General features: G+C 57.5%; 20 protein-coding genes, 1 tRNA gene and 1 pseudogene. 13 read left to right on the plus strand and 9 right to left on the minus strand.

All coding sequences use genetic code 11. The features are described 5' to 3' along the window. The first annotated feature begins 389 nt into the window (after positions 1 to 389). The 5 genes from WG29040_RS10070 to WG29040_RS10090 all read left to right on the plus strand — a co-directional run bounded on the left by WG29040_RS10070 (position 390) and on the right by WG29040_RS10090 (position 6,475). Complete coding sequence (locus WG29040_RS10070; protein ID WP_127196099.1) at positions 390 to 1,400, plus strand: zinc-binding alcohol dehydrogenase family protein; 1,011 nt, start codon at positions 390 to 392, stop codon at positions 1,398 to 1,400. 3 nt (positions 1,401 to 1,403) lie between these two features. Beyond that, positions 1,404 to 2,543, plus strand: coding sequence for a mannitol dehydrogenase family protein (locus WG29040_RS10075; RefSeq protein WP_127196100.1), 1,140 nt, complete (start codon positions 1,404 to 1,406; stop codon positions 2,541 to 2,543). A gap of 30 nt (positions 2,544 to 2,573) precedes the next feature. Next, positions 2,574 to 4,103: a UxaA family hydrolase gene (locus WG29040_RS10080; RefSeq protein ID WP_127196101.1), complete on the plus strand. Its 1,530-nt coding sequence runs from the start codon at positions 2,574 to 2,576 to the stop codon at positions 4,101 to 4,103. 1 nt (position 4,104) lies between these two features. Next, a complete protein-coding gene (locus tag WG29040_RS10085) occupies positions 4,105 to 5,064 on the plus strand; it encodes a sugar kinase (RefSeq protein ID WP_003443426.1) in 960 nt (319 codons plus the stop codon). Positions 5,065 to 5,134: 70 nt separating this feature from the next. After that, entirely contained in the window at positions 5,135 to 6,475 is a 1,341-nt protein-coding gene (locus WG29040_RS10090) for an MFS transporter (RefSeq protein WP_003443425.1), read from the plus strand. On the opposite strand, the gene WG29040_RS10095 is transcribed toward WG29040_RS10090, so the two are convergent. Beyond that, positions 6,462 to 7,418: a LysR family transcriptional regulator gene (locus WG29040_RS10095; protein WP_003443411.1), complete on the minus strand. Its 957-nt coding sequence runs from the start codon at positions 7,416 to 7,418 to the stop codon at positions 6,462 to 6,464. The two genes, WG29040_RS10090 and WG29040_RS10095, sit on opposite strands and share 14 nt — an antisense overlap. Positions 7,419 to 7,570: 152 nt before the next feature. Between WG29040_RS10095 and WG29040_RS10100 the strand changes: the two genes are divergently transcribed. Both WG29040_RS10100 and WG29040_RS10105 read left to right on the plus strand, forming a co-directional pair. Beyond that, the gene (locus WG29040_RS10100) at positions 7,571 to 8,884 is read left to right on the plus strand and encodes an L-fuconate dehydratase (RefSeq protein WP_127196102.1); all 1,314 of its coding nucleotides are present in this window, start codon (positions 7,571 to 7,573) and stop codon (positions 8,882 to 8,884) included. A 108-nt stretch (positions 8,885 to 8,992) separates the two neighbouring features. Beyond that, positions 8,993 to 9,694 (plus strand): FadR/GntR family transcriptional regulator, encoded by a 702-nt coding sequence (locus tag WG29040_RS10105; protein ID WP_003443407.1) that lies wholly within the window; start codon positions 8,993 to 8,995, stop codon positions 9,692 to 9,694. Between the two features lie 66 nt (positions 9,695 to 9,760). On the opposite strand, the gene WG29040_RS10110 is transcribed toward WG29040_RS10105, so the two are convergent. From WG29040_RS10110 to WG29040_RS10140, 7 genes are all read right to left on the minus strand, one after another. Beyond that, positions 9,761 to 10,207 carry a hypothetical protein gene (locus WG29040_RS10110; protein WP_003443405.1) on the minus strand — a complete coding sequence of 149 codons (447 nt, stop codon included), beginning with the start codon at positions 10,205 to 10,207 and terminating at the stop codon, positions 9,761 to 9,763. A 340-nt stretch (positions 10,208 to 10,547) separates the two neighbouring features. After that, positions 10,548 to 11,588, minus strand: coding sequence for a fimbrial protein (locus WG29040_RS10115; protein WP_127196103.1), 1,041 nt, complete (start codon positions 11,586 to 11,588; stop codon positions 10,548 to 10,550). An 11-nt stretch (positions 11,589 to 11,599) separates the two neighbouring features. Continuing rightward, the gene (locus WG29040_RS10120) at positions 11,600 to 14,137 is read right to left on the minus strand and encodes a fimbria/pilus outer membrane usher protein (protein ID WP_256681538.1); all 2,538 of its coding nucleotides are present in this window, start codon (positions 14,135 to 14,137) and stop codon (positions 11,600 to 11,602) included. A 104-nt stretch (positions 14,138 to 14,241) separates the two neighbouring features. Next, positions 14,242 to 14,925: a molecular chaperone gene (locus tag WG29040_RS10125; protein ID WP_127196105.1), complete on the minus strand. Its 684-nt coding sequence runs from the start codon at positions 14,923 to 14,925 to the stop codon at positions 14,242 to 14,244. A 59-nt stretch (positions 14,926 to 14,984) separates the two neighbouring features. Next, positions 14,985 to 15,512 (minus strand): fimbrial protein, encoded by a 528-nt coding sequence (locus WG29040_RS10130; RefSeq protein WP_003443401.1) that lies wholly within the window; start codon positions 15,510 to 15,512, stop codon positions 14,985 to 14,987. 1,137 nt (positions 15,513 to 16,649) lie between these two features. Then, positions 16,650 to 17,102, minus strand: a complete 453-nt coding sequence (locus WG29040_RS10135; protein WP_010655609.1) for a hypothetical protein — start codon at positions 17,100 to 17,102, stop codon at positions 16,650 to 16,652. Between the two features lie 197 nt (positions 17,103 to 17,299). After that, positions 17,300 to 17,917 (minus strand): hypothetical protein, encoded by a 618-nt coding sequence (locus tag WG29040_RS10140; RefSeq protein ID WP_010655610.1) that lies wholly within the window; start codon positions 17,915 to 17,917, stop codon positions 17,300 to 17,302. Between the two features lie 284 nt (positions 17,918 to 18,201). Between WG29040_RS10140 and WG29040_RS10145 the strand changes: the two are divergent. Beyond that, positions 18,202 to 18,321 (plus strand): annotated as a pseudogene (locus WG29040_RS10145) (transposase); the annotation flags it as partial. Positions 18,322 to 18,705: 384 nt separating this feature from the next. On the opposite strand, the gene WG29040_RS10155 reads toward WG29040_RS10145, so the two are convergent. Continuing rightward, positions 18,706 to 18,790: transfer RNA gene (locus tag WG29040_RS10155), tRNA-Leu, on the minus strand. A 106-nt stretch (positions 18,791 to 18,896) separates the two neighbouring features. Between WG29040_RS10155 and queA the strand changes: the two genes are divergently transcribed. From queA to secF, 5 genes are all read left to right on the plus strand, one after another. Next, entirely contained in the window at positions 18,897 to 19,958 is a 1,062-nt protein-coding gene (queA, locus tag WG29040_RS10160) for a tRNA preQ1(34) S-adenosylmethionine ribosyltransferase-isomerase QueA (RefSeq protein WP_003443400.1), read from the plus strand. A gap of 11 nt (positions 19,959 to 19,969) precedes the next feature. Then, positions 19,970 to 21,085 (plus strand): tRNA guanosine(34) transglycosylase Tgt, encoded by a 1,116-nt coding sequence (gene tgt, locus WG29040_RS10165; RefSeq protein WP_003443399.1) that lies wholly within the window; start codon positions 19,970 to 19,972, stop codon positions 21,083 to 21,085. Positions 21,086 to 21,127: 42 nt separating this feature from the next. Next, the gene (yajC, locus tag WG29040_RS10170; RefSeq protein WP_003443398.1) at positions 21,128 to 21,466 is read left to right on the plus strand and encodes a preprotein translocase subunit YajC; all 339 of its coding nucleotides are present in this window, start codon (positions 21,128 to 21,130) and stop codon (positions 21,464 to 21,466) included. 67 nt (positions 21,467 to 21,533) lie between these two features. Next, positions 21,534 to 23,402, plus strand: a complete 1,869-nt coding sequence (gene secD / locus WG29040_RS10175; RefSeq protein WP_003443396.1) for a protein translocase subunit SecD — start codon at positions 21,534 to 21,536, stop codon at positions 23,400 to 23,402. Between the two features lie 9 nt (positions 23,403 to 23,411). Further along, the gene (gene secF, locus WG29040_RS10180) at positions 23,412 to 24,326 is read left to right on the plus strand and encodes a protein translocase subunit SecF (protein ID WP_003443393.1); all 915 of its coding nucleotides are present in this window, start codon (positions 23,412 to 23,414) and stop codon (positions 24,324 to 24,326) included. Positions 24,327 to 24,395: the final 69 nt, after the last annotated feature.

Below are 24,395 nucleotides of genomic sequence, written 5' to 3' on the forward strand. Positions count from 1 at the left end.
CCAGGGGTGTCAGCAGCGCTGCACCTTGATGCCGTAACCGTCGAAAATAAATCAGAGCCCTCTGAAAAATAGTCGTCCATTAAAAATTGCCACTGCGCTCCTCCAAGCCCTGATCAAAGCCATGTTCCAAGAGCATCAAGCGCTCTCGGCGATCACTCGCACCTGATTGCAATTTGGTAAGGCCAATTCATATTTTTTATAAATTGGTCTTGCCAATGTATTTTGCCGCGTGTAGTTTTCGAGCCGTGATCATCCAGGCGGCACTCACGCTGCACACAATAAGAGGAGATCCCCATGCCCTGTCTCCATCTCCCGTTGCTGCCGTTCCCCGCCCCCTGTCTCGCCTTGCCCATACCCCGTAGCCCGCGTGCTATTGCCGGAGAATAAAAATGCTGACTGTGATTTGTAACGAGCCGCGCTCGCTCACTGCTGTCCAGAGCCCGATACCCGCCCGCCAGCCCGGCGAAACCCTGATCAGGGTCAAGCGGGTGGGGGTGTGTGGCACCGACCTGCATATCTTCACCGGCAATCAGCCCTTCCTTGAATACCCGCGGGTCATGGGCCATGAGTTTTCCGGCATCGTTGAAGCCAGCGATGAAGGCAGTGGCCTGGTGGCCGGCGACGTGGTCTACGTGATGCCGTATATCTCGTGCGGCACCTGCATCGCCTGCAGCAAAGGCAAGACCAACTGCTGCACCCGGATCCAGGTACTGGGCGTGCACTGCGACGGCGCCTTTACCGAATACCTGAGCGTTGCCCATCAGTTCATCCACAAGGCTGACGGGGTGTCGCTGGATCAGGCGGCAATGATCGAGTTCCTGTCCATCGGGGCCCATGCCGTGCGTCGCTCGAACCTGCAGGCCGGGCAGCGGGTGCTGGTGGTCGGCACCGGGCCCATTGGCATGGCGGCGGCGATTTTTGCCGGGTTGCGCGGGGCCAGAGTCACGGTGCTCGACACCCGCGACGATCGTCTGGATTTTTGCCGCCAGCACCTGGGCATTCACGCCGCGGTGAAAATCGGTGAGGGCGACAAGGACGCTCTGGCCGACCTCACCGAAGGCGATTTTTATGACGTGGTATTCGACGCCACCGGTAACGCCCGGGCCATGGAGCGCGGCTTCGAATTTATCGCCCACGGCGGCACCTACGTGATGATCTCGGTGGTGCGTGACTCGATCACCTTTTCCGACCCCGAGTTCCACAAGCGCGAAGCCACCCTGATGGGCAGCCGCAATGCCACCGGCGAAGACTTCCGCTATGTCGAGCAATGCCTGCGCGACGGCTTGATTCCCGACCGGGCCCTGAACACCCATCGCATTGCACTCAGCGAGGTGGTCAATCTGTTCCCCACTTTGCTGGACCCGCAGCAAGGCGTGGTCAAAGCCATTATCGAGTGCTAGGCGATGAGCGATAACCAATTCCCGCCGATCCTGCAGTTTGGCACCAGCCGCTTTCTCCAGGCCCATGTCGATCTTTTCGTGTCCCAGGCGCTGGAGCGTGGCGCGGCCCTGGGCCGTATTGCCGTGGTGCAGACCACCGACAGCCCGGCCAGCACTGCCCGCACCGCGGCTCTGGCCAGCGGCAAGCCGTACCGGGTGCTGATCCAGGGCATCGACCAGGGTCAGGTAGTCGAACAAAACCTCCAGGCTTCGGCGATCAGCCGCGCAGTGCATGCCGCCCAGCAGTGGCCGGCGCTGCGCCAGGGCTTTGTCGAACAGGTCCGGGTGGTGATTTCCAATACCGGTGACCGCGGTTATCTGCTGGACCCGCGGGACACTCCCGTGCTGCTCGGCGCCCAGGCCCCGGCGCCGATCAGCTTCCCGGCCAAACTTCTGGTTTTGCTCCACGATCGCTGGCAGCACAACCCGCACTCCACGCTGTCGCTGTTCCCCTGTGAACTGGTGGCGCGCAATGGCGATGTGTTGCGTGATCTGCTGGTGGGCCTGGCCCGCAGCTGGGCACTGGGCGACGCATTCGAGAGCTACCTGACGCAGAACTGCCGCTGGGCCAACTCGCTGGTGGACCGCATCGTTTCCCAGGCCCTTGAGCCGGTGGGCGCGGTGGCTGAACCCTATGCGCTGTGGGCGATCGAGCGTCAGGAGGGGCTGACGCTGCCCTGCAGCCACGAAGCCATTGTGCTGACCGATGACCTCGATCATTACGAGCGGCTAAAACTGTTCACCCTGAATCTGGGCCACAGCTATCTGGCCGAGCGCTGGCTCAGTGACGGGCGCCCCGAGCACGAGACTGTGTACCAGGCCATGCATAGCCCGGCACTGCGCGCCGATCTGGAAGCACTGTGGGCCAGCGAAGTGCTCCCGGTATTCGCCGCCCTCGGTCAGCTGGATGCCGCGCGGCGCTATGTCGACAGCGTGCGCGAGCGCTTCGCCAACCCGTTCTTGCAACATCGTCTGGCTGACATCGCCGCTAACCATAAAGACAAGAAACAGCGCCGCCTTCTGCCCCTGATCGAGCTCGCTGAGCAGGTTGCGCCAGGCCTTGAGCAACCGATATTACGGGCCGTCCTGCTCAGCCAGCACTGAGCGGCGCACCAGAACCGTTGAGGATCCACCATGAACCTTGCAAGCTCATCCTTACTTGTACTGACCCCGGGAGATGACGTCGCCGTTGCCCGCGGCGACATCGCCAAGGGCCAGGAACTGTTCGCCGACGGCCTGGGCGTGACGGCGCTGGCCGATATTGCCTCGGGGCATAAAATCGCCCTGCGCGGTGTAGCCCAGGGGCAGCCGGTGCGCAAGTACGGGCAAATCATCGGCCAGGCCAGCGCTGCCTTGCGACCTGGCGACTACGTCCATGTGCACAACCTGCAGATGCCTGCGGCCAGTTCCACCCAGGCGCTGGCCAATGTCTATCAACCCACGGTTTATCACGCCGACGAGGCCCGGTTTGCCGGCTATGTACGTGCAGATGGCCGGGTCGGCACGCGCAACTACATCGGGGTGATTTCCAGCGTCAATTGCTCGGCCACGGTGTGTAAACAGATCGCTGCGACATTCGACGCCGGGCGTCTGCGCGATTACCCCAATGTTGACGGCGTGGTCGCCATCACCCATGGCAGCGGTTGCGGCATGGGCGCCAAGGGCGAGGGCATCGAGATCCTCCAGCGCACCCTGCGCGGCTATGCCGACCACGTCAATTTTGCCGGGGTGCTGGTGATCGGCCTGGGCTGTGAAGTCAATCAACTGGCCCCGCTCATGCAGCAACTGGCCGATCGCCCGGCGTTGCTCAAGGCCAGCCTGGTGATCCAGGACGCCGGTGGCACCCGGGAAACGGTGCAGCGCGGGATAGCGCTGGTAGAGGCGATGCTCGACGGAGTCAACCGCCAGCAGCGCAGCAGCGTGTCGGCCAGACACCTCACCGTGGGTCTGCAATGCGGTGGCTCAGACGGATATTCGGGGATCAGCGCCAACCCGGCGCTGGGTGCGGCGGTCGACCTGGTGGTGGGCCATGGCGGCACCGCGATCCTCTCGGAAACCCCGGAAATTTATGGCGCCGAGCACCTGCTGACCGCCCGTGCTGCATCTGCGCAGGTTGCCGACAAGTTGATGAGCCGCATTCATTGGTGGGAAGACTATGTACGTCAGCATGACGGCGACATGAACAACAATCCGTCCCCGGGCAACAAGGCCGGGGGCATTACCACCATTCTCGAAAAGTCTCTGGGGGCGGTGGCCAAGGCCGGCGCGACGGGGCTGATGGCGGTGTATCAGTACGGCGAGGCGATTGAACAAAACGGCCTGGTGTTCATGGACACCCCGGGCTACGACCCGGTGTCGGCCACCGGTCAGGTGGCGGGCGGGGCGAACCTGATTTGCTTTACCACCGGACGCGGCTCGACTTACGGCTGCAAGCCGACACCGTCGCTGAAAATCGCCACCAATACCCGGCTGTTTCAACGCATGTCGCTGGACATGGATTTCAATGCCGGGGCGATTGTCGACGCTGAAGAGTCGGTGGCCGAGGCGGGGGCGCGTCTGTTCGAGCTGATGCTGGCAACGGCCTCTGGTCGCAAAACCTGCAGTGAAGAAAACGGGCTGGGCGACAACGAGTTTCTGCCCTGGCAAATCGGCGCGGTGATGTGACATGGGCCAACTCACCGAATCGATTGCAGTCGTTACCTGCGGCGAAGCCATGGGTCTGTTCAGCGCCCGGGATGACGGCAGCCTGCGCGAGGCCAAAGATTATGTGCGCGGCGCTGCCGGCGCCGAGTTGAATGTGGCCACCGGCCTGGCACGTCTGGGTTTTGGTGTCGGTTATATCAGCCGTCTTGGCAATGACACCCTTGGCCACTGGCTGGGTGATGTCATGGCCCGCGACGGCATTGATCACCGCTACACAGTGCTGGACCCCGCGCATCCCACCGGCCTGATGTTCAAGTCACGCCGTTCGGACGGCGGTGACCCCGACATCGAATATCACCGCAAAGGCTCGGCGGCCAGTCATCTGAGCCTGGCCGATTACCCCGGCGATTACTGCCGTGGCGCCAGGCATCTGCACATCACCGGTATCAGCCCGGCGCTGAGCGACAGCGTGCGCGAACTGATTTTTCATATGGCCGGCGATATGCGCGCGGCGGGCCGCAGTGTGTCGTTCGATCCGAATTTGCGCCCGCGGTTATGGCAATCCCAAGCCAGCATGGTGGCGTGCCTGAACGATCTGGCCGGTCTGGCTGACTGGGTCTTCCCCGGCCTGGCGGAGGGCCGGCTGCTGAGCGGCCTTGAACACCCGGCCGATATCGCCGGCTTCTACCTGGCCAAGGGCTGCTCGCTGGTGGTGCTCAAGCTGGGTGCCGAAGGTGCCTATTACGCAACCGCCAATGAGAGCGGCTACTGCCCCGGGTACCCGGTGACCCGGGTGGTGGACACCGTGGGCGCGGGTGACGGTTTCGCCGTGGGCGTGATCAGCGCCTTGCTCGAAGGTCTCGGCGTCGCCGGGGCTGTGGCCCGGGGCAATCTGATCGGCGCCCGGGTGCTGGGCTTCCCGGGTGACAGCGATGGTTTACCCACTCGCGCTGAACTCGAGAGGTTTGCAGAACAGTTCTGACACCCGCAGTAAAGATGCCTGCAGGCATCCTGGATAACACCTACTCCAACAATAAGAAGAGGTACGCTCCATGAGTTATCAAGACCTGTATGACTCGCCCGCGCTGGCGAGTGGTGTAAAGAAAGCCGCTATCCGGCTCTTGCCGTTTCTCGCACTGATGTACGCACTGGCATTTATCGACCGGGCCAACGTCGGCTTTGCCAAGATTGCCTATCAGGCCGACACCGGTATCGGCGACGCGGCCTTTGCCCTGGGGGCGGGGATCTTTTTTATCGGCTATGCGCTGTTTGAAGTGCCCAGCAACCTGATCCTGCAGCGCGTTGGCGCGCGAGTGTGGATGGCGCGAATCATGGTCACCTGGGGGCTGGTCTCGGCGTCGATGATGTTCGCCAACAGCGAAACTTCGTTCTACGTGATCCGCTTTTTGCTGGGGGTTTCTGAAGCCGGGTTCATGCCCGGGATCATCCTGTACCTGACCTACTGGTTCCCGGCCAAACAACGCTCGCGGGCCATTGGCCTGTTCTACTTCGGGGTGCCGGTAGCGATGTTGATCGGCAGTCCGCTATCGGGCTTTATCCTCGATACCCACAACCCGTTCGGTCTGGCCAACTGGCAGTGGATGTTCGTGGTTGAAGGCCTGGCCGCCTCGGTGGTCGGGGTGATTGCGTTCTTCTATCTGGCGAGCCGCCCCGGCGATGCCAAATGGCTCAGCGCCGAAGAGAAGCACGCCATGAACACCGTCATCGAAGCCGAGGAAAAGGAGAAAGGCTGCAGCAGCCACAGCTCGATTTTTGGTGTACTCAAAGACAAGCGCGTGCTGATGTTTATCGCCATCTACTTCTGCGTGCAGATCGGCAACGCCCCCCTGGCGTTCTACCTGCCGGCCAAACTGGCTTCGACCCTGGACGGTCACGTCAACACCTCGGTCGGGCTGCTACTGATGATTCCCTGGCTGTGCACCATTGTCGCCATGCGCATTGCCACGGTGTACGCCGACAAGCACAACAACCACCGGCTGGTTGCCACCTGCATGCTTGCCGTAGGCACGCTGGCCTTCGCGTCGATTTCGGTGATCAATACGCCGGTGCTGACCCTGCTGGCGTTCTGTATCGCCATTCCCGGGCTGGTGGCCAGCCAGCCGGTGTTCTGGAGTCTGCCGACCCGCCATCTGGGCGGCACCAGTGCGGCCACCGGCATCGCCTTTATCATTTCCATCGGCAATCTGGGCGGCTTTGTTTCGCCGCAGATCAAGGCCTATGCCGATAGCGTGACGGGGACCAGCAGCACCGGCTTCCAGGTGGTGGCGGCGCTGTGTTTTGTCAGCGTGTTGTTGCTGATGTTGTTGAAGCGCACACCGTCCCGGGTAGCGACTTACCCGGCGCCGGCGGATCTGACGTCTAGTCGCTCGTAATCACGCCTTGACCTTCAAGGCCGGCCTGCACCCGCAGTTCGGCCTTGACCACCTCCATGGCCGCAGTGGGTATCCGGCCCTTGCGGCTGATCAGGCCGAATGGCATCAGGCGCGCCGAAACCGCGACCGGCAGCGCTGCCAGCACCCCCAGCTTGCTGTAGTACTCGACCAGCGACAGCGGCATCAAGGTAATCATGTCGGTCTGCTGGAGCAGCGCCACGGTCAGCATCGTCGAGGCTGTTTCGAGCTGGCTGGCGGGTGCCTGCAACTGGGCCTGGCGGAAAATCTGCTGGTAGATTTCCCGCAGCGGTGCCGGCTGCGATTGCACGATCCAGGGATAGCGGGCGAGTGTCTCCAGGTTCAGCCCGGTGCTGTGCTGCAACGGATGGCCGGTGCGCGCGACGATCTGAATCAGCTCCTCATCGAACTCCTCGAAATTCAGTTCGTCGGTGGGCCGGCCCTGGGCGACACGGGCCACGACCAGGTCCAGCTGGTCGAGACTCAGGGCCTGCAGCAGTACGTCGCTGGTATCGATCACCACTGTGATGTTCAGCTTGGGGTGACGTCGGGTCAATTGCGCCAGGGCCCTTGGCAGCAGGTCGCCCGCCAGCGAGCCCATGGCGCCCAGGCGCAGGGTTCCGAGGTTGCCCGATTGCAGTGCGCTCATTTCTTCGTGCAGGCCGCTGAGATCGGCGAACACCAGTTGAGCATAACGAATCGCCGCCTCCCCCAGCTTGTTTGGCAGCAAGCCCTGATGGGTGCGGGTAAACAATGCCTCGCCCACCAGGTTCTCGAGTTCGTGCAGTGCCTTGGTCACCGCTGGCTGGGTCAGCGCCATGATTTGCGCGGTCTTGCGCAATGAGCCTTGTTCAGACACCACAAACAGCAACTGCAAATGGCGCATTCGCAGGCGGCTGCGCAACTGCTCGAGGGAGTTGATCATGGGGCTATTACCTGAGGTGATCGGTGTAGTCGAAACATTCAATTTCGCGTACTGGCAGCGCAGGACAGACTGCGCCCGCGGCACGAAAATAACATGAATAAGCCTGCTGCCAGCGGCAACGGCGCAGCCGGCTTCAATTTCAGGATAACCCCATGTCTACCCTCATTACCCAGGTCGCTGTACGTGACATTCGCTTCCCCACCTCCAAGAGCATGGACGGCTCGGATGCGATGAACTCGACGTCCGACTACTCCGCGACCTATGTCACCTTGCACACGGATTCGGACGATGGCCTGCAAGGCCACGGCCTGACCTTCACCATCGGTCGCGGCAACGATTTGTGCGTCGAAGCGGTCAAGGCCCTGGCCAAATTGTTTGTCACCGGCCGCACCCTGGAAAGCATCACCGACAACTTTGGCGCCTACTGGCATGAAATCGTTGCCGGTGACTGCCAGCTGCGCTGGGTCGGCCCGGAAAAGGGCGTGGTGCATCTGGCGACCGCGGCCATCATCAACGCGCTGTGGGACCTGTGGGCGAAGAAGGAGGGCAAGCCGGTCTGGAAACTGCTGGTGGACATGAGTCCCGAAGAGCTGGTGCGCTGTGTCGACTTCACCTTTATTACCGACGCGCTGACGCCCCAGGAAGCCATCGCAATGTTGCGTCGGGCGGCGCCGGGCAAGGCCGCGCGCGAACAGCAAATGCTGGATGAGGGCTACCCCGGTTACACCACCGCCGCCGGCTGGCTTGGTTACTCCGAAGAGAAAATGCGCCGCCTGGCCCGTGAAGCGGTCGAGGCCGGCTGGACGCATCTCAAGCAAAAGGTCGGGGCCGATATCGAGCAGGACATTCGCCGCGCGCAAATCCTGCGTGAAGAGCTGGGCTGGGATCGCAAGTTGATGATGGACGCCAACCAGACGTGGGACGTGGATCAGGCGGTGACCAACATGCGGCGGCTGGCCGAATTCGATCCCTGGTGGATTGAAGAACCCACCAGCCCGGACGATGTGCTTGGCCACGCAGCGATTCGCCAGCGTATCCATCCGATCGGTGTCGCCACCGGCGAGCACGCGCACAACCGGGTGATGTTCAAGCAGTTCTTCCAGGCCGCTGCCATGGATTTTTGCCAGCTCGATCCGGCGCGTCTGGGGGGCCTGAACGAAGTGCTGGCGGTGGTGCTGATGGCGGCCAAATTCGGCGTGCCGGTATGCCCCCATGGCGGCGGCGTCGGCCTGTGCCAGTACTCGCAGAACATTGTGCTGTTCGATTACATAGCGGTGTCGGCGTCCCTGGAAAAACGGGTACTGGAGTATGTCGACCACCTGCACGAAAACTTTCTCGAGCCGATCGTGATCCGCCGCGGGCGCTACATGCCGCCACAACAGCCGGGGTACAGCGTGACCATGAAGGAGTCCTCGCTGGAGCACTTTGAATACCCCAATGGTCCGCAGTGGCAAGACCAGCAATAGGCTCTGTACCCAATGCCGGGAAATGACTGTCAGGCTGGCGGCGAGGTTTCTGCTGCCCGCAGCGGGCTGTGTGATAGCCTTTGGCATCATTTCCCGGACTCTGCCTCGATGGTCTCCTCGTATCCTCCTTCAGAGCGCAAGCTCTATCAGAAAATCGCCGACCGGCTGCGTGAATACATCGTCCAGGGCGACTTCAAGGTCGGCTCGCGCTTGCCTCCCGAGCGCGATCTGACCCAGTTGCTGGGGGTGTCGCGGCCGTCGCTGCGCGAGGCGCTGATTGCCCTGGAAATCGAAGGCAGTATCGAAATCAGGATGGGTTCCGGGGTCTATGTGGCTGCGCGCCTGCAAGAGGGTGGCACACGCACCGTAACCCTCGGCGAGAGCCCCAACGAGTTGATGCAGGCCCGGGCGCTGATCGAAGGCGAAGCCGTGGTGCTGGCGTGCCTGCACGGGAAAAAAAGCGATTATCGCTACCTGCAGGACTGCATCGATGCCATGCGCGCGAGCATCGAAGCCAATCGTCCGCCCCTGGCTGACGACCGCAAGTTTCACCATCGGCTGGCAAAAATGACCGGCAACTCGGCGCTGGTGCGGATCATCACCTCGCTGTTCGATGAGCGCCACAGCCCGATCTCATCGCACCTCAGCGAGCATCTGGAAAACCCAGGCACCTGGGACGCCGCGGTGATCGAACACCAGGCGATCCTGCGGGCACTGGAATGCAAAGACGTGATCGCTGCCCAGACAGCCATGCGCCAGCATCTGCTGCGCTCCGAAGCGCGCTGGCTGGTGGCGCTGGAGGCGGAGTAAGCAGGTATTTCCAGGGTTTGCCCGGTGGTTACTTGAGTCCCCCATGCTGGTTGTGAGCGTTCCTCGTTACCAGCACGGATAGGGTTGGGAACCGGACCCTGCGCCAGCATTCAGACGATCGACCTGTCTCCAGGTATTAACCCACCATGCCAATGCCTTCAGAATGACTGAGTTCATGGACACCCTTAAAATATTGGCTTGTTCATTTATTTGATGGACTTGTCCTTTTTTAAACTTGCAGGGCAGATGTTTAATGTTGTCGGGCGGGGTGCGCAGATCAATACGAGTGACCTCGGCTTTATGTTCATTGCCATAACGGGATGTTAAAAGTGCCAGTATCACCTTGAGGTCAGACAACTGGTCGGTCCATTGCACCCAAGCTTGTTTGATTTCGCCGTTGATACTGCGGTCATGGCGGGCGGCCAGAAAAGCCAGCGATTCATAGAGATTCTGCGGAATACTCAATTCGAGTTTGTCAGCAGGTTCAACGTTAAATGCAGGGCTGGTATTCATGGTGCTTCTTCCTCCTTGAGTGTGGGGTATATTCCTAAGGTAACATTGTTTTTATTGGCGTCGCGGGTTAGAAAAGTCCGTTGCTAAAGCCGATAAGCAGCCGTCACCAACCCTTAAACTATCGAGTTTAATGGTCGGTTTAAAATATAGTTAAATCAGTGTTGTCGGTGTCGCCCATGCCCGTGCAAGGGGGCTGATTTTAGTTCTATTTTTATAACGCTTGTCCGGTTTTAGACTTGGCTACTATAACTTAAGCCAAATAGTTAATCCAAACCTATCCATTTTTCTTGAACGGGTCGAGTCACTGTAGTTACCTGTCTGAGGCGCAGGGTTCAATGGCTTATTTAAAGGTGACATCAATATTCGCAGAGGCTCGAAAGGGGCCGACTTTCGGATTGGTATTGAGCCACTTCAAGCTCGCCAGAAAGTTTTTCCTGACGCTGGAGCCATTCACCAGTCCCATTTCCACGGGGGTATTCATCGGGATGAAGGTCATCGGCGTGTCTTGTTGTGACAGTAAAATCCCGAAGCCGCTGTCGGTGGTCGGCAGAATGGTCGTGGTGTCCTGCACGGGGTAAGTCGAGCTGAAACTGGCGTTCAATACCTGGCCCTGGCAGTCCTGGCCACTCTCAGGGCCCGAGGTGTCGGCAGTCACGGAAAAGGGCACCTGTTTCTCTATAAAGCCGACCCGCGCATTCTGCCGCGGGATGCTGCCAAAGTTTACCGCCGAGCCATTATTGGCACTGACCGTTATTTTCGGATTGCAGGAGATGAAACGGATATTGCCCAGCCCGGAAATATAAGCGTTGAAGTTACTGTCGGCGACATTATTAAGCCCGCCGACACCGTCGACCTGAAACAAGGAATAAGCACCGGTGTTGGTGATCTTGCCGCCCGCAGGCGGCGGTGCTCCCGTGGCCTTGATATAGATTGAATACGACACGGTTATACTGAGCGACTGTGCCGGGGATAAACATCGGCTGCCCTGTTTGCGGCAGCGGGTTCCGGGGCCGACATCCTGTCTCGCGGAATTGACCAATTTGTAATCGATGCTGTTGTAGTTGACCCCGACTTCAATTGAATTATGAATATTCTTCAAATTCATTTTAGGGTCCCAATACAGATAGGCATTTTCCCCGGCGGGTTTGTTTCGGTCATCCGTACACTGGAAAGTTGAAGTGAATGTCGGGGAACGCCACAACAAGGCGCCCGCTGCTGTATTGGCAGTCGAGACCCTGATTAACTGGGCCAGCACAATATCCTGGCGAATATTGCCGTTTTCTTTACATGACAAGGCATGGCTGCTCTGCGAGAACAGTCCCAACATGATCATCAATCCGGCAGCGAGCCCCGGACGGTTATGTTTCAACAAGAAAAACATGGACTTTCCTTTTATGGTGTTACGCAGACCAGCGAAAGTTCTTGATAGCCCGTGGCCTTTTCGCCCATGGGTTTCAACTCAGGCACCTGTAACGAGCAACTTTCGCTTGGGTCTTCTCCCCACTTGACCATCAACCGGTCACCTGCAGAGGCACCCGAGATGTAAATATCTCCGTTGGTGCCCACGGTGCCGCTGTTCTTGCCTGACGCGCTGAAAATACTGGCGCCCAGGGGCGGGGAGTCAGCGTCATTGATCTTGCTGTGTACCAGCAGGCTTTGGCCGGTATGGGTTTCAAACTTCACATGGGAAATGGCGCCACGTGTGGGCACTACATCTTTGGAGGCCAGGGGAATATCCAGGCCACTGCCAATGTCTTCGGTGCGCAGCGCAACCCGGTTGTGGCGATACGGGGTGGCAGAGGTCATGACCGCATACCCGGAGCCGTCGATCGCCACGCCGGGCTGGTTTTCCAGACGCACGCCCTTGGCATCTTCGGCTTCAATCAACACGAAGGTGTTCTGCAGCGGTTGGGTCAGCGTGATCCCTCCCGGGTGGGCAACGATGCCGCCGGACACACCCAGCGAAGTTTGCTGATATTCGTTGCTGTAGCTGTAACCCGCGTTGATCAGGCCCTTGCTCCCCTGATAGCCGATGTTGGCCGAGGACGTCTGCCCGGAGTATTCGTCGTGTCCGGTCTGCACCACGTAATTGAGCCGGTTGTCGTCCAGTGCAGAACCACTCAGGCCAGTGCTGTAGGTGTTACCCGACTGCTTGCTGTGACCGACACTGAAACTGGCATTCATGTCGGACGATTCCTTGCGCAAAAAGCTGAACGGAATCGAGACGGTCAGGTTGAGGCTGCGGTCCTTGTAGCCATAGTTACTGCGGCTGTCCTGATAAAAAACCCCATAGCTGGTGTTTTTGTAGCTGCTGTTAAAGCCCGCTTGCAGGGTTCGATCCTCACCGCTACCGCCCCAGTAAGACTGGTTGCTCAGGTTGGCATACAGGGTCGAACTGCCCCCAAGGCGCTGATTGACCGACAGTTCCACACGCTGGCGTTTATTGCCGAAGGTATCGGTGTAATAGGTGCGGCGACGGGACTCGGCCCAACCCGGAACCCCCAGGTTGTCATTGTCGTTTTCGTCGTAGTACTCGTTGCGGTAAGCCCCGTTTTCATAACGGTCGCGTTCGGCAACGGCATCAGTGAAATCGTAATAACCCGAGGTTGAGTAACGGTAGCCGGCAATGCGAAACTCAGTGCCCAGGTTGTTCAGCGACTTGGAGTACAGGAAGCGCACGCTCTGCCCCTGCTTGCTGTCACCACTGGCCAGGTCGGTATCGGAAAAAGACGCGTCGACCGACACGGCGCCCCAGTTACCCAGGTTTTTACCCAGGCCGGCGACGGCCGAGCGATAGTTCTGCGCCATCATCAGGCCGCCGTAGGGCGTGATGTCGTACGCCATCCCGGCGGACAAGGTGCCTTGTACAAAGTTGGGCTTATAGCGGGTGGTGCCATCGTGATACTTGCCCGCTGTCAGCTGATAGTCCCAGATCCCCTCCCGCAACATATTGGGTACTGAAGAAAAGGGCAGGCTGAAACTGCTTCTGGAGCCATTGGCTTCAATGACCGTGACGTCCAGATTGCCGCTCAAGGTGCTCGGGTAAATATCGGTCAGGGCAAAGGGCCCCGGAGGCACATTGGTGCTGTAGATGGTGTAACCGTTCTGCCGGACTTCAACCCGGGCACTGGTCAGCGCTACGCCATGTACCACCGGGGCATATCCGCGCAGGCTTTCGGGCAACATGTCATTGGCGCTGGACAGCTGCACGCCACGGAATTGAACACTGTCAAAAACGTTATTGTCGGTGTTGGTCTGACCGATCACCAGGCGGCTGCGCAAGGACACAATATCCGTTTGTGCCCAGGTCGAAATGTTATCGAAACTGGAGCCCGCACCCGATTGCTGGCTGAGCGTCGAGTTGTTGCGCAAACGCCAGTTGCCGAGATTGACCCCGCTGTTGAGGCTCAGGAACGAGTAGTCAGAGGTTTTGTCTGCCTGATTATTGCCATAACGGTTGTGGCTGCCGTTGAAGTTGTAGTTAACAAAACCGGCATTGATGCCACGGTCATACACCTTGGGTGAAATGGAGCCTTGTGCCCGTGGCGCCAGATACAGCTGCGGCACATCGATATCCAAGTGCTGCAGTGCCGCGTCATAGTTCAGCTTTGTGCCCGGAACTTGCTGGTTCAAGGCAAAGCAATCGCTGGCATCCTGCACTTGGCGGTCGCTGAGTTTGATGCCATAGCCCTGGTAGTCATGTGCTGACAGGCACGGCACTATGGGCTGGTCCGGGGCCGCTTTCCTGAATTCGACATCGCGATGGTCAACACGCTGGCCATTCAAATAAATATCGAACGGATAGTGCCCGGGAAGGATGTCATCGCTGCCGGATAAAGCGCTGACCTGGGCGATAGAGTCGTTGCCACGGATAAAGGAGGTATTGAACTGTTCGGTGGCCATGGCAACAGGAGAAAGCAAAAATGGCACAATAAAAAAATAACCTGCGCTGTGACCCATATTGGTGTTGCGTGCCAGCGTGGACGTTGCTGTTTTGTTGTGTACCACTTTGTGTATCCCCTGAATAACCTGACTCAATTTAACGAGACATTTTTAATCTCGGTATGGCCACCATAATTATTGATATAGGTAAACGACAGGCCATTGGCGGACTGAGCATCGGGTGGCAGTGTTATATTCAAACTGTCGTAAGGTTTCACCATGTCGGCATTGACTTTCCAGGTCTTGTTACCCTGGTTAAGCGTCAATACACCCAGGGTCACGTGCAGGGGGCCGTTATTAGTCACGATTAACTTCTGCCCTTGATGCTGCCACTTCAAGGCTTGTGCCTCAGCCTGCAAGTTGGTTTTTAACACCTCAGGGCGATAAAACAATTTAATCCGGGTGCGAATCGCAACTTGCAGCACGTTCTCCTGTTTCGGCGCCGGCGGAATTTCCTGTACGTTGATCCAGAACAACGATTCGCGATCCTGCGGTAATCCTTCGCCTGAATAAATAAAGCGCAAAATGGCGTCTTTATCCGGGGCCAGCTTTAAAATAGGGGGTGTCACAATGATCGGTATATTCTGCGGTACGCGACTCGCATCCCCCGTATCCAGCCAGCTTTGAACCATATAGGTCGCGTCGCTGTCATTATGGATAGAGAGAGATGTCGATTGATTTTCACTGTTATAAATAACCCGCGTTGCGTCCACCTGAATGCCAGCAAACGTGTTCGCGGAACAGGCGAGCAAAGCACACAAGAGTACTTTTTTCATAAAGGTTTCAGCGCTCGGAAATAGGCCGTCCTTGGCCAGTAATGCTCCAGCGGGTTTAATTACTTGTATTCGATAGAGAAGGTAGCGGTCGAGTTCGCCTGACCGGCAGTCACCACGTCCTGGTAGGACTTGTAGCGGGCGCGCAGGTTGAATGTGGCAGAACCCGGGTTGGCGCCGTCAGCGGCAACAGTGACCAGCGCCGGGCTGGTAACATCCTGGCTGATTGGCAGCGTGGCGCCATTGTGGTCCAGGACTTCAATACCTACACCGGCTGCACCGCCGGTAACGGCCAGCAACTCAGGATGACCGGCAGGGGTGTTGCCATCAAAGCGCAAGGTGTAATCACCGGCTTCACACTTTTCCAGATTGATATCGAACGCTTTGGCACCGCTGGTGGAGCCTGAAGTCGGGAATGCTGTAGTCGGGTACTTGCCCAGGTAAACTTGCTTGTTTTGGTCGCGATCTGAAACTTTACAGGTGGACTGTACGATTTCACCGGTAAAGGCAACATTGCCACTTGCAGCCACTGCAGTGTAAGCAGTAACGGACAGGCTCAGTGCAGCCAGGGACACTAGAATTTTTTTCATGTTTTATTACTCATCAAATAGAGAATCAAGTAAACAGCCAGCAGAACTGCCCGGAACAAACTCGTAACTAAGCGGTGATTGAATTCACAGAAAAACCAATAATCACCATGCGAGCGCGTTCAGCAATGGCAAGGGCCATTGCTTCCAGGAACTATCGATTACGCTGTGTGAGGTCGTTTAATGTCGAATAACACACTTCTGTGTGCTGATGGCATCAACATGTTTTATGACCGGGGAAGATTATTACCGGGGGCAAACTGTCGTGTCAATACAATGGCAGAGTTGCGGATTGTTTGAGGGGTTGTCGTTTTTTTGACGTTATATGTAATGCTGGGTAATAATTTTTATCGGGAAGTTGTAATTAAGACTCTTTTAAATCCCACATTGCATGAGCGTGATAAACAGAAAATCGTATGCTGGATAAGGCATTAGCTGCGGTGTTGGAACGATAGTGCAATTTGCCTGCAAGGTGCCGGATCGCCAAAAAATGGGCAGCTTTGAAAATTTGTTTGAGTGATTAATCGCTTTCAGGAGCGGTAATGGACAGCAATATTTTTTTCGCGGCCCGACAATAAACCCTCCAGACATGCAGCGCTGGATGATTAACCCTAGGTGCATTTGCGCGGATTTTCACGGGGCGTGCAGAAATACGCCAAGTGGCGCGGGATCAATCCTGGCCACGCAAGCCTGGCTGCAGCGTAGAGGGCAGCGTTATCAATGCCATTCAGGGGTGAGGCTCACTGAGCCGCTGTGCATCTTCTTTTTTTCCGCAGGTACAGTCCACAAGCTTTTATCACGGTCGACATATATTGATTCTATCCCGCTACGATCTATAGGCTGGAGATGCCTATGGTGCAGGGGGCAATCCAAGCGATGAACAAAGTGTGGGAGGCACTTATAGCCTCTGGAATGTTCGGGCACCTCTATGAGTGATCAGGCGCTTGGCCTTGGTTGCCAGATAAAACAACTGCTTTTGGTGGAAGCTTCGAGCTTGGCACCGTGCGAATTGGTAACTTTTCGTGGTGACCACCGCTAAGGTTTGCGCCAGCCTCGCCTAAGAAGGTACGTGTCTCAGTGCGAACCTGCTGCCGGTACGCAGCCGAACGCGTACCAACTCTGCGTATTGCTGTGCGCCAGCTATTGGCCCAGATCGACCAGTGTCAGTTTGATCCCAGCAACATCTAGGCGTGCAGTCACGTCGCCCGTTTCAAAGCACCAGACACCGGGCATAGTCGTTTTAAGGCCGAGGTCGAAATCGAGGATCCTTGCTTCCTCTTTGGTGATGTGGGCAATTTTTAGTGTTCGCCGAAGCATTAGGGCGACCGCGTTTACGTCTTTGCCATCCCAAAACATCTTGAACGCTTGATCGCGGATCAGTGAGCAGGGAACAAGGTGCTCCGTGTGCCCTGTTCCATTTATAGATACTCCATAGAGGATGAGGCTTGAGTGGATGAGAGTATCGAACATCCTGGAGTGCACACGGGCCGCGCGAGGTAACAAGTCCTTTTGCTCTTCCCAGTGATGCTCCAACACCCAAGCAGCTCTCTCGAATGCTCGTTGCTTCAGGTCTTCGGGTGTATAGCTAGACACGTAACGCTTCCTTAGCTGGTAGGTGAAATACTTTGCCGTGAAAAGTAACTGCTCTTGCTCTTCGCGTGTAGCTGGCGCCTGTCTTAGGCACGTATGCCAAAGTGCGTACCGATACCGATCAATTCTGTCCTGAGAGAGATTTATCGCACTTTAGGAGTCAAGAGGAGGTGCGCGCGATGTATATCAGGCTGTCAGGGTCACTGGATGCCACATTGGCGCAAAGCGCTCTCGAGCGACTGGTCCAATGCGTACTCGCCAGTGGTAGACGCGGCTTGATTCAAGCCAACAGTTCGATAGATAAGAGTCTTTCCGGCTCGCATCTCTTTGAGAATTGACCGAGCCTTTTCACCCGTTGCTGCTGTAAAAGGCGACATGGTCCGTGCTGTAGTCTCCATCGCAGCCTTGTAGGCGTTTTCCACTACTTGCTGTTGCTGGGGATCTTTCGGCGCATAAGCTTGCATAGCTTTAAGCTGGCCCTCGGGCACATAGTCCAGCGGGGTTTCGCTGGTGCTGATCGTCCAAGCCTTGTTCTGATCGATTCTGAGCTGAACGTCACCGACAGGTATCAGAAAGCGCCCACCGCTTTTAACGCCTACTCGCAGATCACCGTTTACCGCCTCAATGTACGGGTAGTACTGATTGCTGACGGTATATATCCCGCGGCCGGTGTAATAGGTTCCTACGGTTACAGCGCAGCTCGACTTGTCCGTGAATTGGTCTGTATTGCGAACTGTCACCCATTCAACAGCAGCGTCAGGGCCAATTGCGCAGCCTGTCGTTAGCAGGGCAAGCACTAATATTGAGGGGAACTTCACTTTCACATTCCTTGTTCTGTATGGGATTGGCTGGCCAATGGCTGGTGGGCAATATATCAGGTGGTGAGTCTCATCATGCTTACCCGGAACCTGCCTACAGGTACTTGGTGCAGCTTATTCGTGGGGTGGCGTGTTCACAAATTGGTTTGATGGTGTTTTTGACTAGGGAGCTGAATAGTCCCGGGTTTCCTAGACACCTCTTTGCCTTAAACTGAGGCCAATGAGGAGGTGCCATGAGCAACCCGCGTTATCCCGAAGAATTCAAAGTCTAAGCAGTCAATCAAGTGACCGAAAAGAAGCTGCCTGTCGCTGATGTAGCGGCCCGTCTCGGCGTGTCGACGCATAGCCTCTATGCCTGGATACAGCGCTACAGCAAGCCTCAAGAAGAGCGGCAGCAGGACGATAAGTCCTTAGCCAATTGACCGGCCAAAGATCTGATTGACCCAGGTGCGGCATTTTTCGGCGACGTTGCGGGCGTCACGGACCTCAATGCTGGCCTGCAGGTCGGCGCATTCGGTGCGCGTGATGTCGTCGAGAGGTTTTCGCCAAGTGCCGGGAGTATGTCTTTGTCGAGGTAGGTGCGGATCTAGTTGAGGGGGGAGGGTGCCAGGCCTTTTTCTTCTATCCGAAAATTCGGTATTTTTCTAAGGAAACAAGTGGGGATACTGGGATGCAGGGATACAGCGGGGAGGGCAGGCAGGGGTGGATCGTCAGGCACAAAAAAACCGGCTCGGGGGCCGGTTTCTCTGTGCTGCGAGTCCTGTTAGAGACTTGCAGTTGCTGCTGTTTGGTGCCCCGAGGGAGACTCGAACTCCCACTTCTTGCGAAAACGGATTTTGAATCCGCCGCGTCTACCAATTCCGCCATCAGGGCTCAATGGCGGCGAAGTATAGAGATGAGGTTTAGGTCGGTCAACAACTTATTGGTCTATTTTTACTAAGTCCGTTAAACTTCCCGGCCCTGCTAGACGAAACCTATCATGCGCGTTGCTGACTTTACTTTCGAGCTCCCTGATTCACTCATCGCACGCCATCCTTTGGCGGAGCGCCGCAACAGTCGCCTGCTGACCCTGGATGGGGAGAGCGGGGCACTGGCACATCGTCAATTCACTGATTTGCTTGAGCATTTACGCCCGGGCGATCTGATGGTGTTTAACAATACCCGGGTAATTCCTGCTCGCTTGTTCGGCCAGAAGGCCTCGGGCGGCAAGCTGGAAATTCTGGTTGAACGGGTGCTCGACAGTCATCGGGTACTGGCGCATGTGCGCTCCAGCAAGTCGCCGAAACCAGGGTCGAAAATCCTGATTGATGGCGGCGGCGAAGCCGAGATGCTGGCGCGCCACGATGCGTTGTTCGAGCTGGGCTTTGCCGAGGAGGTTTTGCCTCTGCTGGACCGCGTCGGGCATATGCCGTTGCCACCTTATATCGACCGTCCGGATGAAGGTTCGGACCGCGAGCGCTATCAGACGGTGTACGCCGAGCGCCTCGGTGCGGTCGCGGCACCGACGGCGGGGCTGCACTTCGATGAGCCGTTGATGCAGGCGATTGCCGCCAAGGGCGTCGAGACTGCGTTCGTGACCCTGCACGTAGGTGCCGGTACGTTCCAGCCGGTGCGGGTCGAGCGTCTTGAAGATCACCATATGCACACTGAATGGCTGGAAGTCGGCCAGGATGTGGTGGATGCCGTGGCGGCGTGCCGTGCACGGGGCGGGCGGGTGATTGCGGTAGGTACGACCAGCGTCCGTTCGCTGGAGAGTGCTGCCCGCGATGGCGTGCTCAAGCCGTTCAGTGGCGATACCGATATCTTTATCTTCCCGGGCCGGCCGTTCCATGTGGTCGATGCCCTGGTGACCAATTTCCATTTGCCTGAATCCACGCTGCTGATGCTGGTTTCGGCGTTCGCCGGTTATCCCGAAACCATGGCGGCCTATAAGGCTGCGGTTGAGCATGGGTACCGCTTCTTTAGTTACGGTGATGCAATGTTCATCACCCGCAATCCTGCGCCGACGGCTCCTGCCCCGGCCCCTGAGGATCAAGCATGAGCAACTGTCGTATGTCTTTCGAGCTGCTTGCCACTGATGGCAAGGCTCGTCGCGGTCGTCTGACCTTTCCCCGCGGTGTGGTCGAGACCCCGGCCTTCATGCCGGTCGGTACCTACGGCACGGTCAAGGGGATGCTGCCGCGCGATATCGTCGATACCGGCGCGCAGATGATTCTGGGCAACACCTTTCACCTGTGGTTGCGTCCTGGCACTGAAGTGATCAAGAAGCACGGCGACCTGCACGATTTCATGAAGTGGCAAGGTCCGATCCTGACCGATTCGGGTGGTTTCCAGGTGTTCAGCCTGGGCGCCATGCGCAAGATCAAGGAAGAGGGCGTGACCTTTGCTTCGCCGGTTGATGGTGCCAAGGTGTTCATGGGGCCGGAAGAGTCGATGCAGGTCCAGCGCGATCTGGGCTCCGACGTGGTGATGATTTTTGACGAGTGCACGCCGTACCCGGCCGATGAAGACGTGGCGCGTGTTTCCATGGAGCTGTCGTTGCGCTGGGCCCAGCGTTCCAAGATTGCCCATGGTGACAACACGGCGGCCTTGTTCGGCATCGTTCAGGGCGGCATGCACCAGAACCTGCGCGAGCGTTCGCTCGAAGGCCTGAACAAGATCGGTTTTGATGGCCTGGCCATCGGCGGTCTGTCGGTGGGCGAGCCCAAGCACGAAATGATCAAGGTGCTGGATTACCTGCCCGGGATGATGCCTGCTGACAAACCTCGTTACCTTATGGGAGTTGGCAAGCCGGAAGATCTGGTTGAGGGTGTGCGCCGCGGTGTGGACATGTTCGATTGCGTGATGCCAACCCGCAATGCCCGCAACGGGCATCTGTTTATTGATACCGGTGTAATCAAGATCCGTAACGCGTTTCATCGCCATGATGATTCGCCGCTGGATCCGACCTGTGACTGCTATACGTGCCAGAACTTCTCCCGCGCTTATCTGCATCATCTGGACAAGTGCGGCGAAATGCTGGGGAGCATGCTCAATACCATCCATAATTTGCGGCACTATCAGGTGCTCATGGCTGGTTTGCGCGAGTCTATTCAACAGGGTACATTGGCCACCTTTGTCGACGCCTTCTATGCCAAGCGCGGGCTGCCTGTGCCGCCCTTGGACTGAGTTTCGGACCTTTAAGAAACAACATTGCAACTGGAGTGCTTAATGAGCTTTTTCATCTCTTCCGCTTTCGCGGACGCTGCTGCACCTGCCGCTGCTGGCCCTATGGGTGGCGGTTTTGAATGGATTTTCCTGGTCGGCTTCCTGGTCATCTTCTATCTGATGATCTGGCGTCCACAGGCCAAGCGCGCCAAAGAGCAGAAAGCCCTGTTGGGTAACCTGCAAAAAGGTGACGAGATCGTAACTACTGGCGGTATCGCCGGCAAAATCGTCAAAGTTTCCGATGCGTTCGTTGTGATTGAAGTGTCGGACACTGTTGAACTGAAAATTCAGAAAGGCTCTGTTGCAGCCACGTTGCCTAAAGGCACGCTGAAAGCGATCTAAAGTTTCAACTTTTAACAATCGACGGGGCGCGCAAGGCGCCCCGCGTTTTAAGCGGGCGGCGTGATTGATGCTGAACAAATACCCTCTGTGGAAATACATTCTGATCCTGGCTGTGCTGGCGATCGGTTTTATTTATTCCGCTCCCAATCTGTACCCTGATGACCCGGCAATCCAGATTTCGGGTGCGAGCACGGCTTTGCAGGTCAGCCAGGCTGATCTGGATCGTGCAAGCAAGGCACTGACCGATGCAGGCATTGAAGTCAAGGCAGCCTCTTTGGCCCAGGGCGGCAAAGGTGGTTTGCTGCGTCTGGTCAAGAAAGACGACCAGCTACCCGCCAAGGATGTGGTGCGCAAGGCTTTGGGTGACGACTATGTCGTAGCGCTCAACCTGGCACAGACCACGCCGCAATGGTTGCGTAGTCTGGGTGCTCACCCGATGAAACTGGGTCTGGACTTGTCTGGTGGTGTGCACTTCCTGCTGGAAGTGGACATGGATAAAGCCGTCGATGCACGTATGAAAGTGTACGAAGGCGATGTCAAAAGTCTGCTGCGTAAAGAGAAGGTGCGTTATCGCAGCCTGCCGCAACTCAATGGCGCCATTCAGTTGGGTTTCACTGATGAAGCGGTCCGTGAGCAAGCGCGTAGTCTGATCCGCAAGAACTTCAATGACTTTGACGTAACCACAGCCGATCTCAATGGTCAGCCGGTTCTGCGTCTGGCGATGACCCCGGCCAAGCTGGCGGAAATCCGTGAGTATTCCATCAAGCAAAACCTGACAACGGTCCGTAACCGGGTCAACGAGTTGGGTGTTGCCGAGCCTCTGGTTCAGCGTCAGGGTGCCAACCGCATCGTGGTTGAACTGCCGGGCGTGCAAGACACCGCCGAAGCCAAGCGTATTCTGGGCAAGACGGCCAACCTTGAGTTCCGTCTGGCAGCAGAGCCGGGCGCTTCCAAAGCCACTTCCGAGACGTTCGAATTCCGCGAAGGCAATCGTCCTGGCGCGCAAATCGAGCGCGGTCTGATCATCACCGGTGACCAGGTGACAGACGCTCAGGCAGGCTTTGACGAGCACGGTCGTCCACAGGTGAACATCAAGCTTGATGGTCACGGTGGCGAGCTGATGAGTCGTTCGACCCGCAGCAACGTGGGCCGCAGCATGGCGGTAATCTTCATCGAGCAGCGCCCGGTGACGACTTATACCAAGCAAGTGGTCGACGGTGTCGAGAAGGACGTGCCGACCCAGACGTTCAAGGAAGACAAGAAGATCATCAGCCTGGCGACCATCCAGTCGCCACTGGGCAGCCAGTTCCGGATTACCGGTCTGAATGGTCAGGGTGAGGCTTCCGAGCTTGCCTTGCTGTTGCGTGCCGGTGGTCTGGCAGCGCCAATGTACTTCGCTGAAGAGCGCACCATTGGTCCTAGCCTGGGTGCTGACAACATCACCAAGGGTATCGATGCATCGCTGTGGGGCATGCTGTTCGTGTCGATCTTCATCATTGCCATCTACCGTTTCTTCGGTGTGATTGCGACGGTGGCACTGGCGGGCAACATGGTCTTGCTGCTGGCTCTGATGTCGGTGCTGGGTGCAACCCTGACCCTGCCGGGGATTGCCGGTATCGTCTTGACCATGGGTATGGCGGTCGATGCCAACGTGCTGATCTTCTCGCGGATTCGTGAAGAGATCGCCAATGGCATGACGGTGCAGCGAGCGATCAATGAAGGCTTCAGTCGTGCATTTACGGCGATTGTCGACTCCAACCTGACAACTCTGCTGGTTGGCGGGATTCTCTTTGCCATGGGTACCGGGCCGGTCAAAGGCTTTGCGGTGACCATGTCCCTCGGGATCTTTACCTCGATGTTCACGGCCATTATGGTGACCCGCGCAATGGTCAACCTTGTGTACGGCGGTCGGGACTTCAAGAAGTTGTGGATTTAAGGGGCTGCCATGTTACGTACAATCAACTTCATGGGCGTTCGCAACGTTGCGTTCGGCGTCACTGTAGTACTCACCGTGCTGGCTTTGTTCAGCATGTTCCACAAGGGCATGAACTACGGCCTGGACTTCACTGGCGGTACGCTCATCGAGCTGACCTACGAGAAGCCGGCAGACCTGACCAAGGTGCGTACCGAGCTTGCCTCGGCAGGCTTCCATGACGCTGTAGTACAGAGCTTTGGTGCTACCACCGATCTGCTGGTGCGTATGCCTGGCGATGATCCGTTGCTGGGCAACAAGGTTGCAGCGGCTCTGGGGCAGGCCGATACGGCTAACCCTGCGGTCATCAAGCGCGTTGAGTTCGTGGGCCCGCAAGTGGGTGAAGAGCTGCGCGACCAGGGCGGCCTCGGCATGCTGATGGCGCTGGGCGGCATCATGCTGTACCTGGCCTTCCGCTTTCAGTGGAAGTTCGCGGTGGGCGCGATCGTGTCTCTGGTTCACGACGTGATCGTGACCATGGGCGTGCTGTCGTTCTTCCAGATTACCTTCGACCTGACGGTGCTGGCGGCGGTGCTGGCCATTATTGGCTACTCGCTCAACGACACCATCGTGGTATTCGACCGGGTGCGGGAGAACTTCCGGGTGCTGCGCAAGGCCAGCCTGATCGATAACATCAACATCTCGACCACGCAAACCCTGTTGCGCACCATGGCGACCTCGATCTCCACCCTGTTGGCGATCGCGGCACTGCTGATCTTCGGTGGCGATAACCTGTGGGGCTTCTCGATCGCGCTGTTCGTGGGCGTATTGGCGGGTACTTACTCGTCGATCTACATCGCCAACGTGGTGCTGATCTGGTTGAACCTGAGCGCCGAAGATTTGATTCCTCCTGTTGTGACCGACAAGGAGATCGATGACCGTCCATAACGGTTAATCATCTTCGAGTTGTTATCTAAAAAGGCGCGAGTATTGAACTCGCGCCTTTTTTTGTGCTCC

Source organism: Pseudomonas sp. PAMC 29040, assembly GCF_003994535.1.
Classification (GTDB): Bacteria; Pseudomonadota; Gammaproteobacteria; order Pseudomonadales; family Pseudomonadaceae; genus Aquipseudomonas; species Aquipseudomonas paraversuta.

Bases quoted from the DNA above. Each gene is read 5' to 3' on its own strand.
- secF (WP_003443393.1), top strand. From the start codon at position 23,412: ATGTTACGTACAATCAACTTCATGGGCGTTCGCAACGTTGCGTTCGGC.
- WG29040_RS10115 (WP_127196103.1), bottom strand. From the start codon at position 11,588: ATGTTTTTCTTGTTGAAACATAACCGTCCGGGGCTCGCTGCCGGATTG.
- WG29040_RS10125 (WP_127196105.1), bottom strand. From the start codon at position 14,925: ATGAAAAAAGTACTCTTGTGTGCTTTGCTCGCCTGTTCCGCGAACACG.
- WG29040_RS10075 (WP_127196100.1), top strand. From the start codon at position 1,404: ATGAGCGATAACCAATTCCCGCCGATCCTGCAGTTTGGCACCAGCCGC.
- WG29040_RS10110 (WP_003443405.1), bottom strand. From the start codon at position 10,207: ATGAATACCAGCCCTGCATTTAACGTTGAACCTGCTGACAAACTCGAA.
- yajC (WP_003443398.1), top strand. From the start codon at position 21,128: ATGAGCTTTTTCATCTCTTCCGCTTTCGCGGACGCTGCTGCACCTGCC.
- WG29040_RS10090 (WP_003443425.1), top strand. From the start codon at position 5,135: ATGAGTTATCAAGACCTGTATGACTCGCCCGCGCTGGCGAGTGGTGTA.
- secD (WP_003443396.1), top strand. From the start codon at position 21,534: ATGCTGAACAAATACCCTCTGTGGAAATACATTCTGATCCTGGCTGTG.
- queA (WP_003443400.1), top strand. From the start codon at position 18,897: ATGCGCGTTGCTGACTTTACTTTCGAGCTCCCTGATTCACTCATCGCA.
- WG29040_RS10085 (WP_003443426.1), top strand. From the start codon at position 4,105: ATGGGCCAACTCACCGAATCGATTGCAGTCGTTACCTGCGGCGAAGCC.
- WG29040_RS10105 (WP_003443407.1), top strand. From the start codon at position 8,993: ATGGTCTCCTCGTATCCTCCTTCAGAGCGCAAGCTCTATCAGAAAATC.
- tgt (WP_003443399.1), top strand. From the start codon at position 19,970: ATGTCTTTCGAGCTGCTTGCCACTGATGGCAAGGCTCGTCGCGGTCGT.
- WG29040_RS10070 (WP_127196099.1), top strand. From the start codon at position 390: ATGCTGACTGTGATTTGTAACGAGCCGCGCTCGCTCACTGCTGTCCAG.
- WG29040_RS10100 (WP_127196102.1), top strand. From the start codon at position 7,571: ATGTCTACCCTCATTACCCAGGTCGCTGTACGTGACATTCGCTTCCCC.
- WG29040_RS10080 (WP_127196101.1), top strand. From the start codon at position 2,574: ATGAACCTTGCAAGCTCATCCTTACTTGTACTGACCCCGGGAGATGAC.
- WG29040_RS10095 (WP_003443411.1), bottom strand. From the start codon at position 7,418: ATGATCAACTCCCTCGAGCAGTTGCGCAGCCGCCTGCGAATGCGCCAT.
- WG29040_RS10130 (WP_003443401.1), bottom strand. From the start codon at position 15,512: ATGAAAAAAATTCTAGTGTCCCTGGCTGCACTGAGCCTGTCCGTTACT.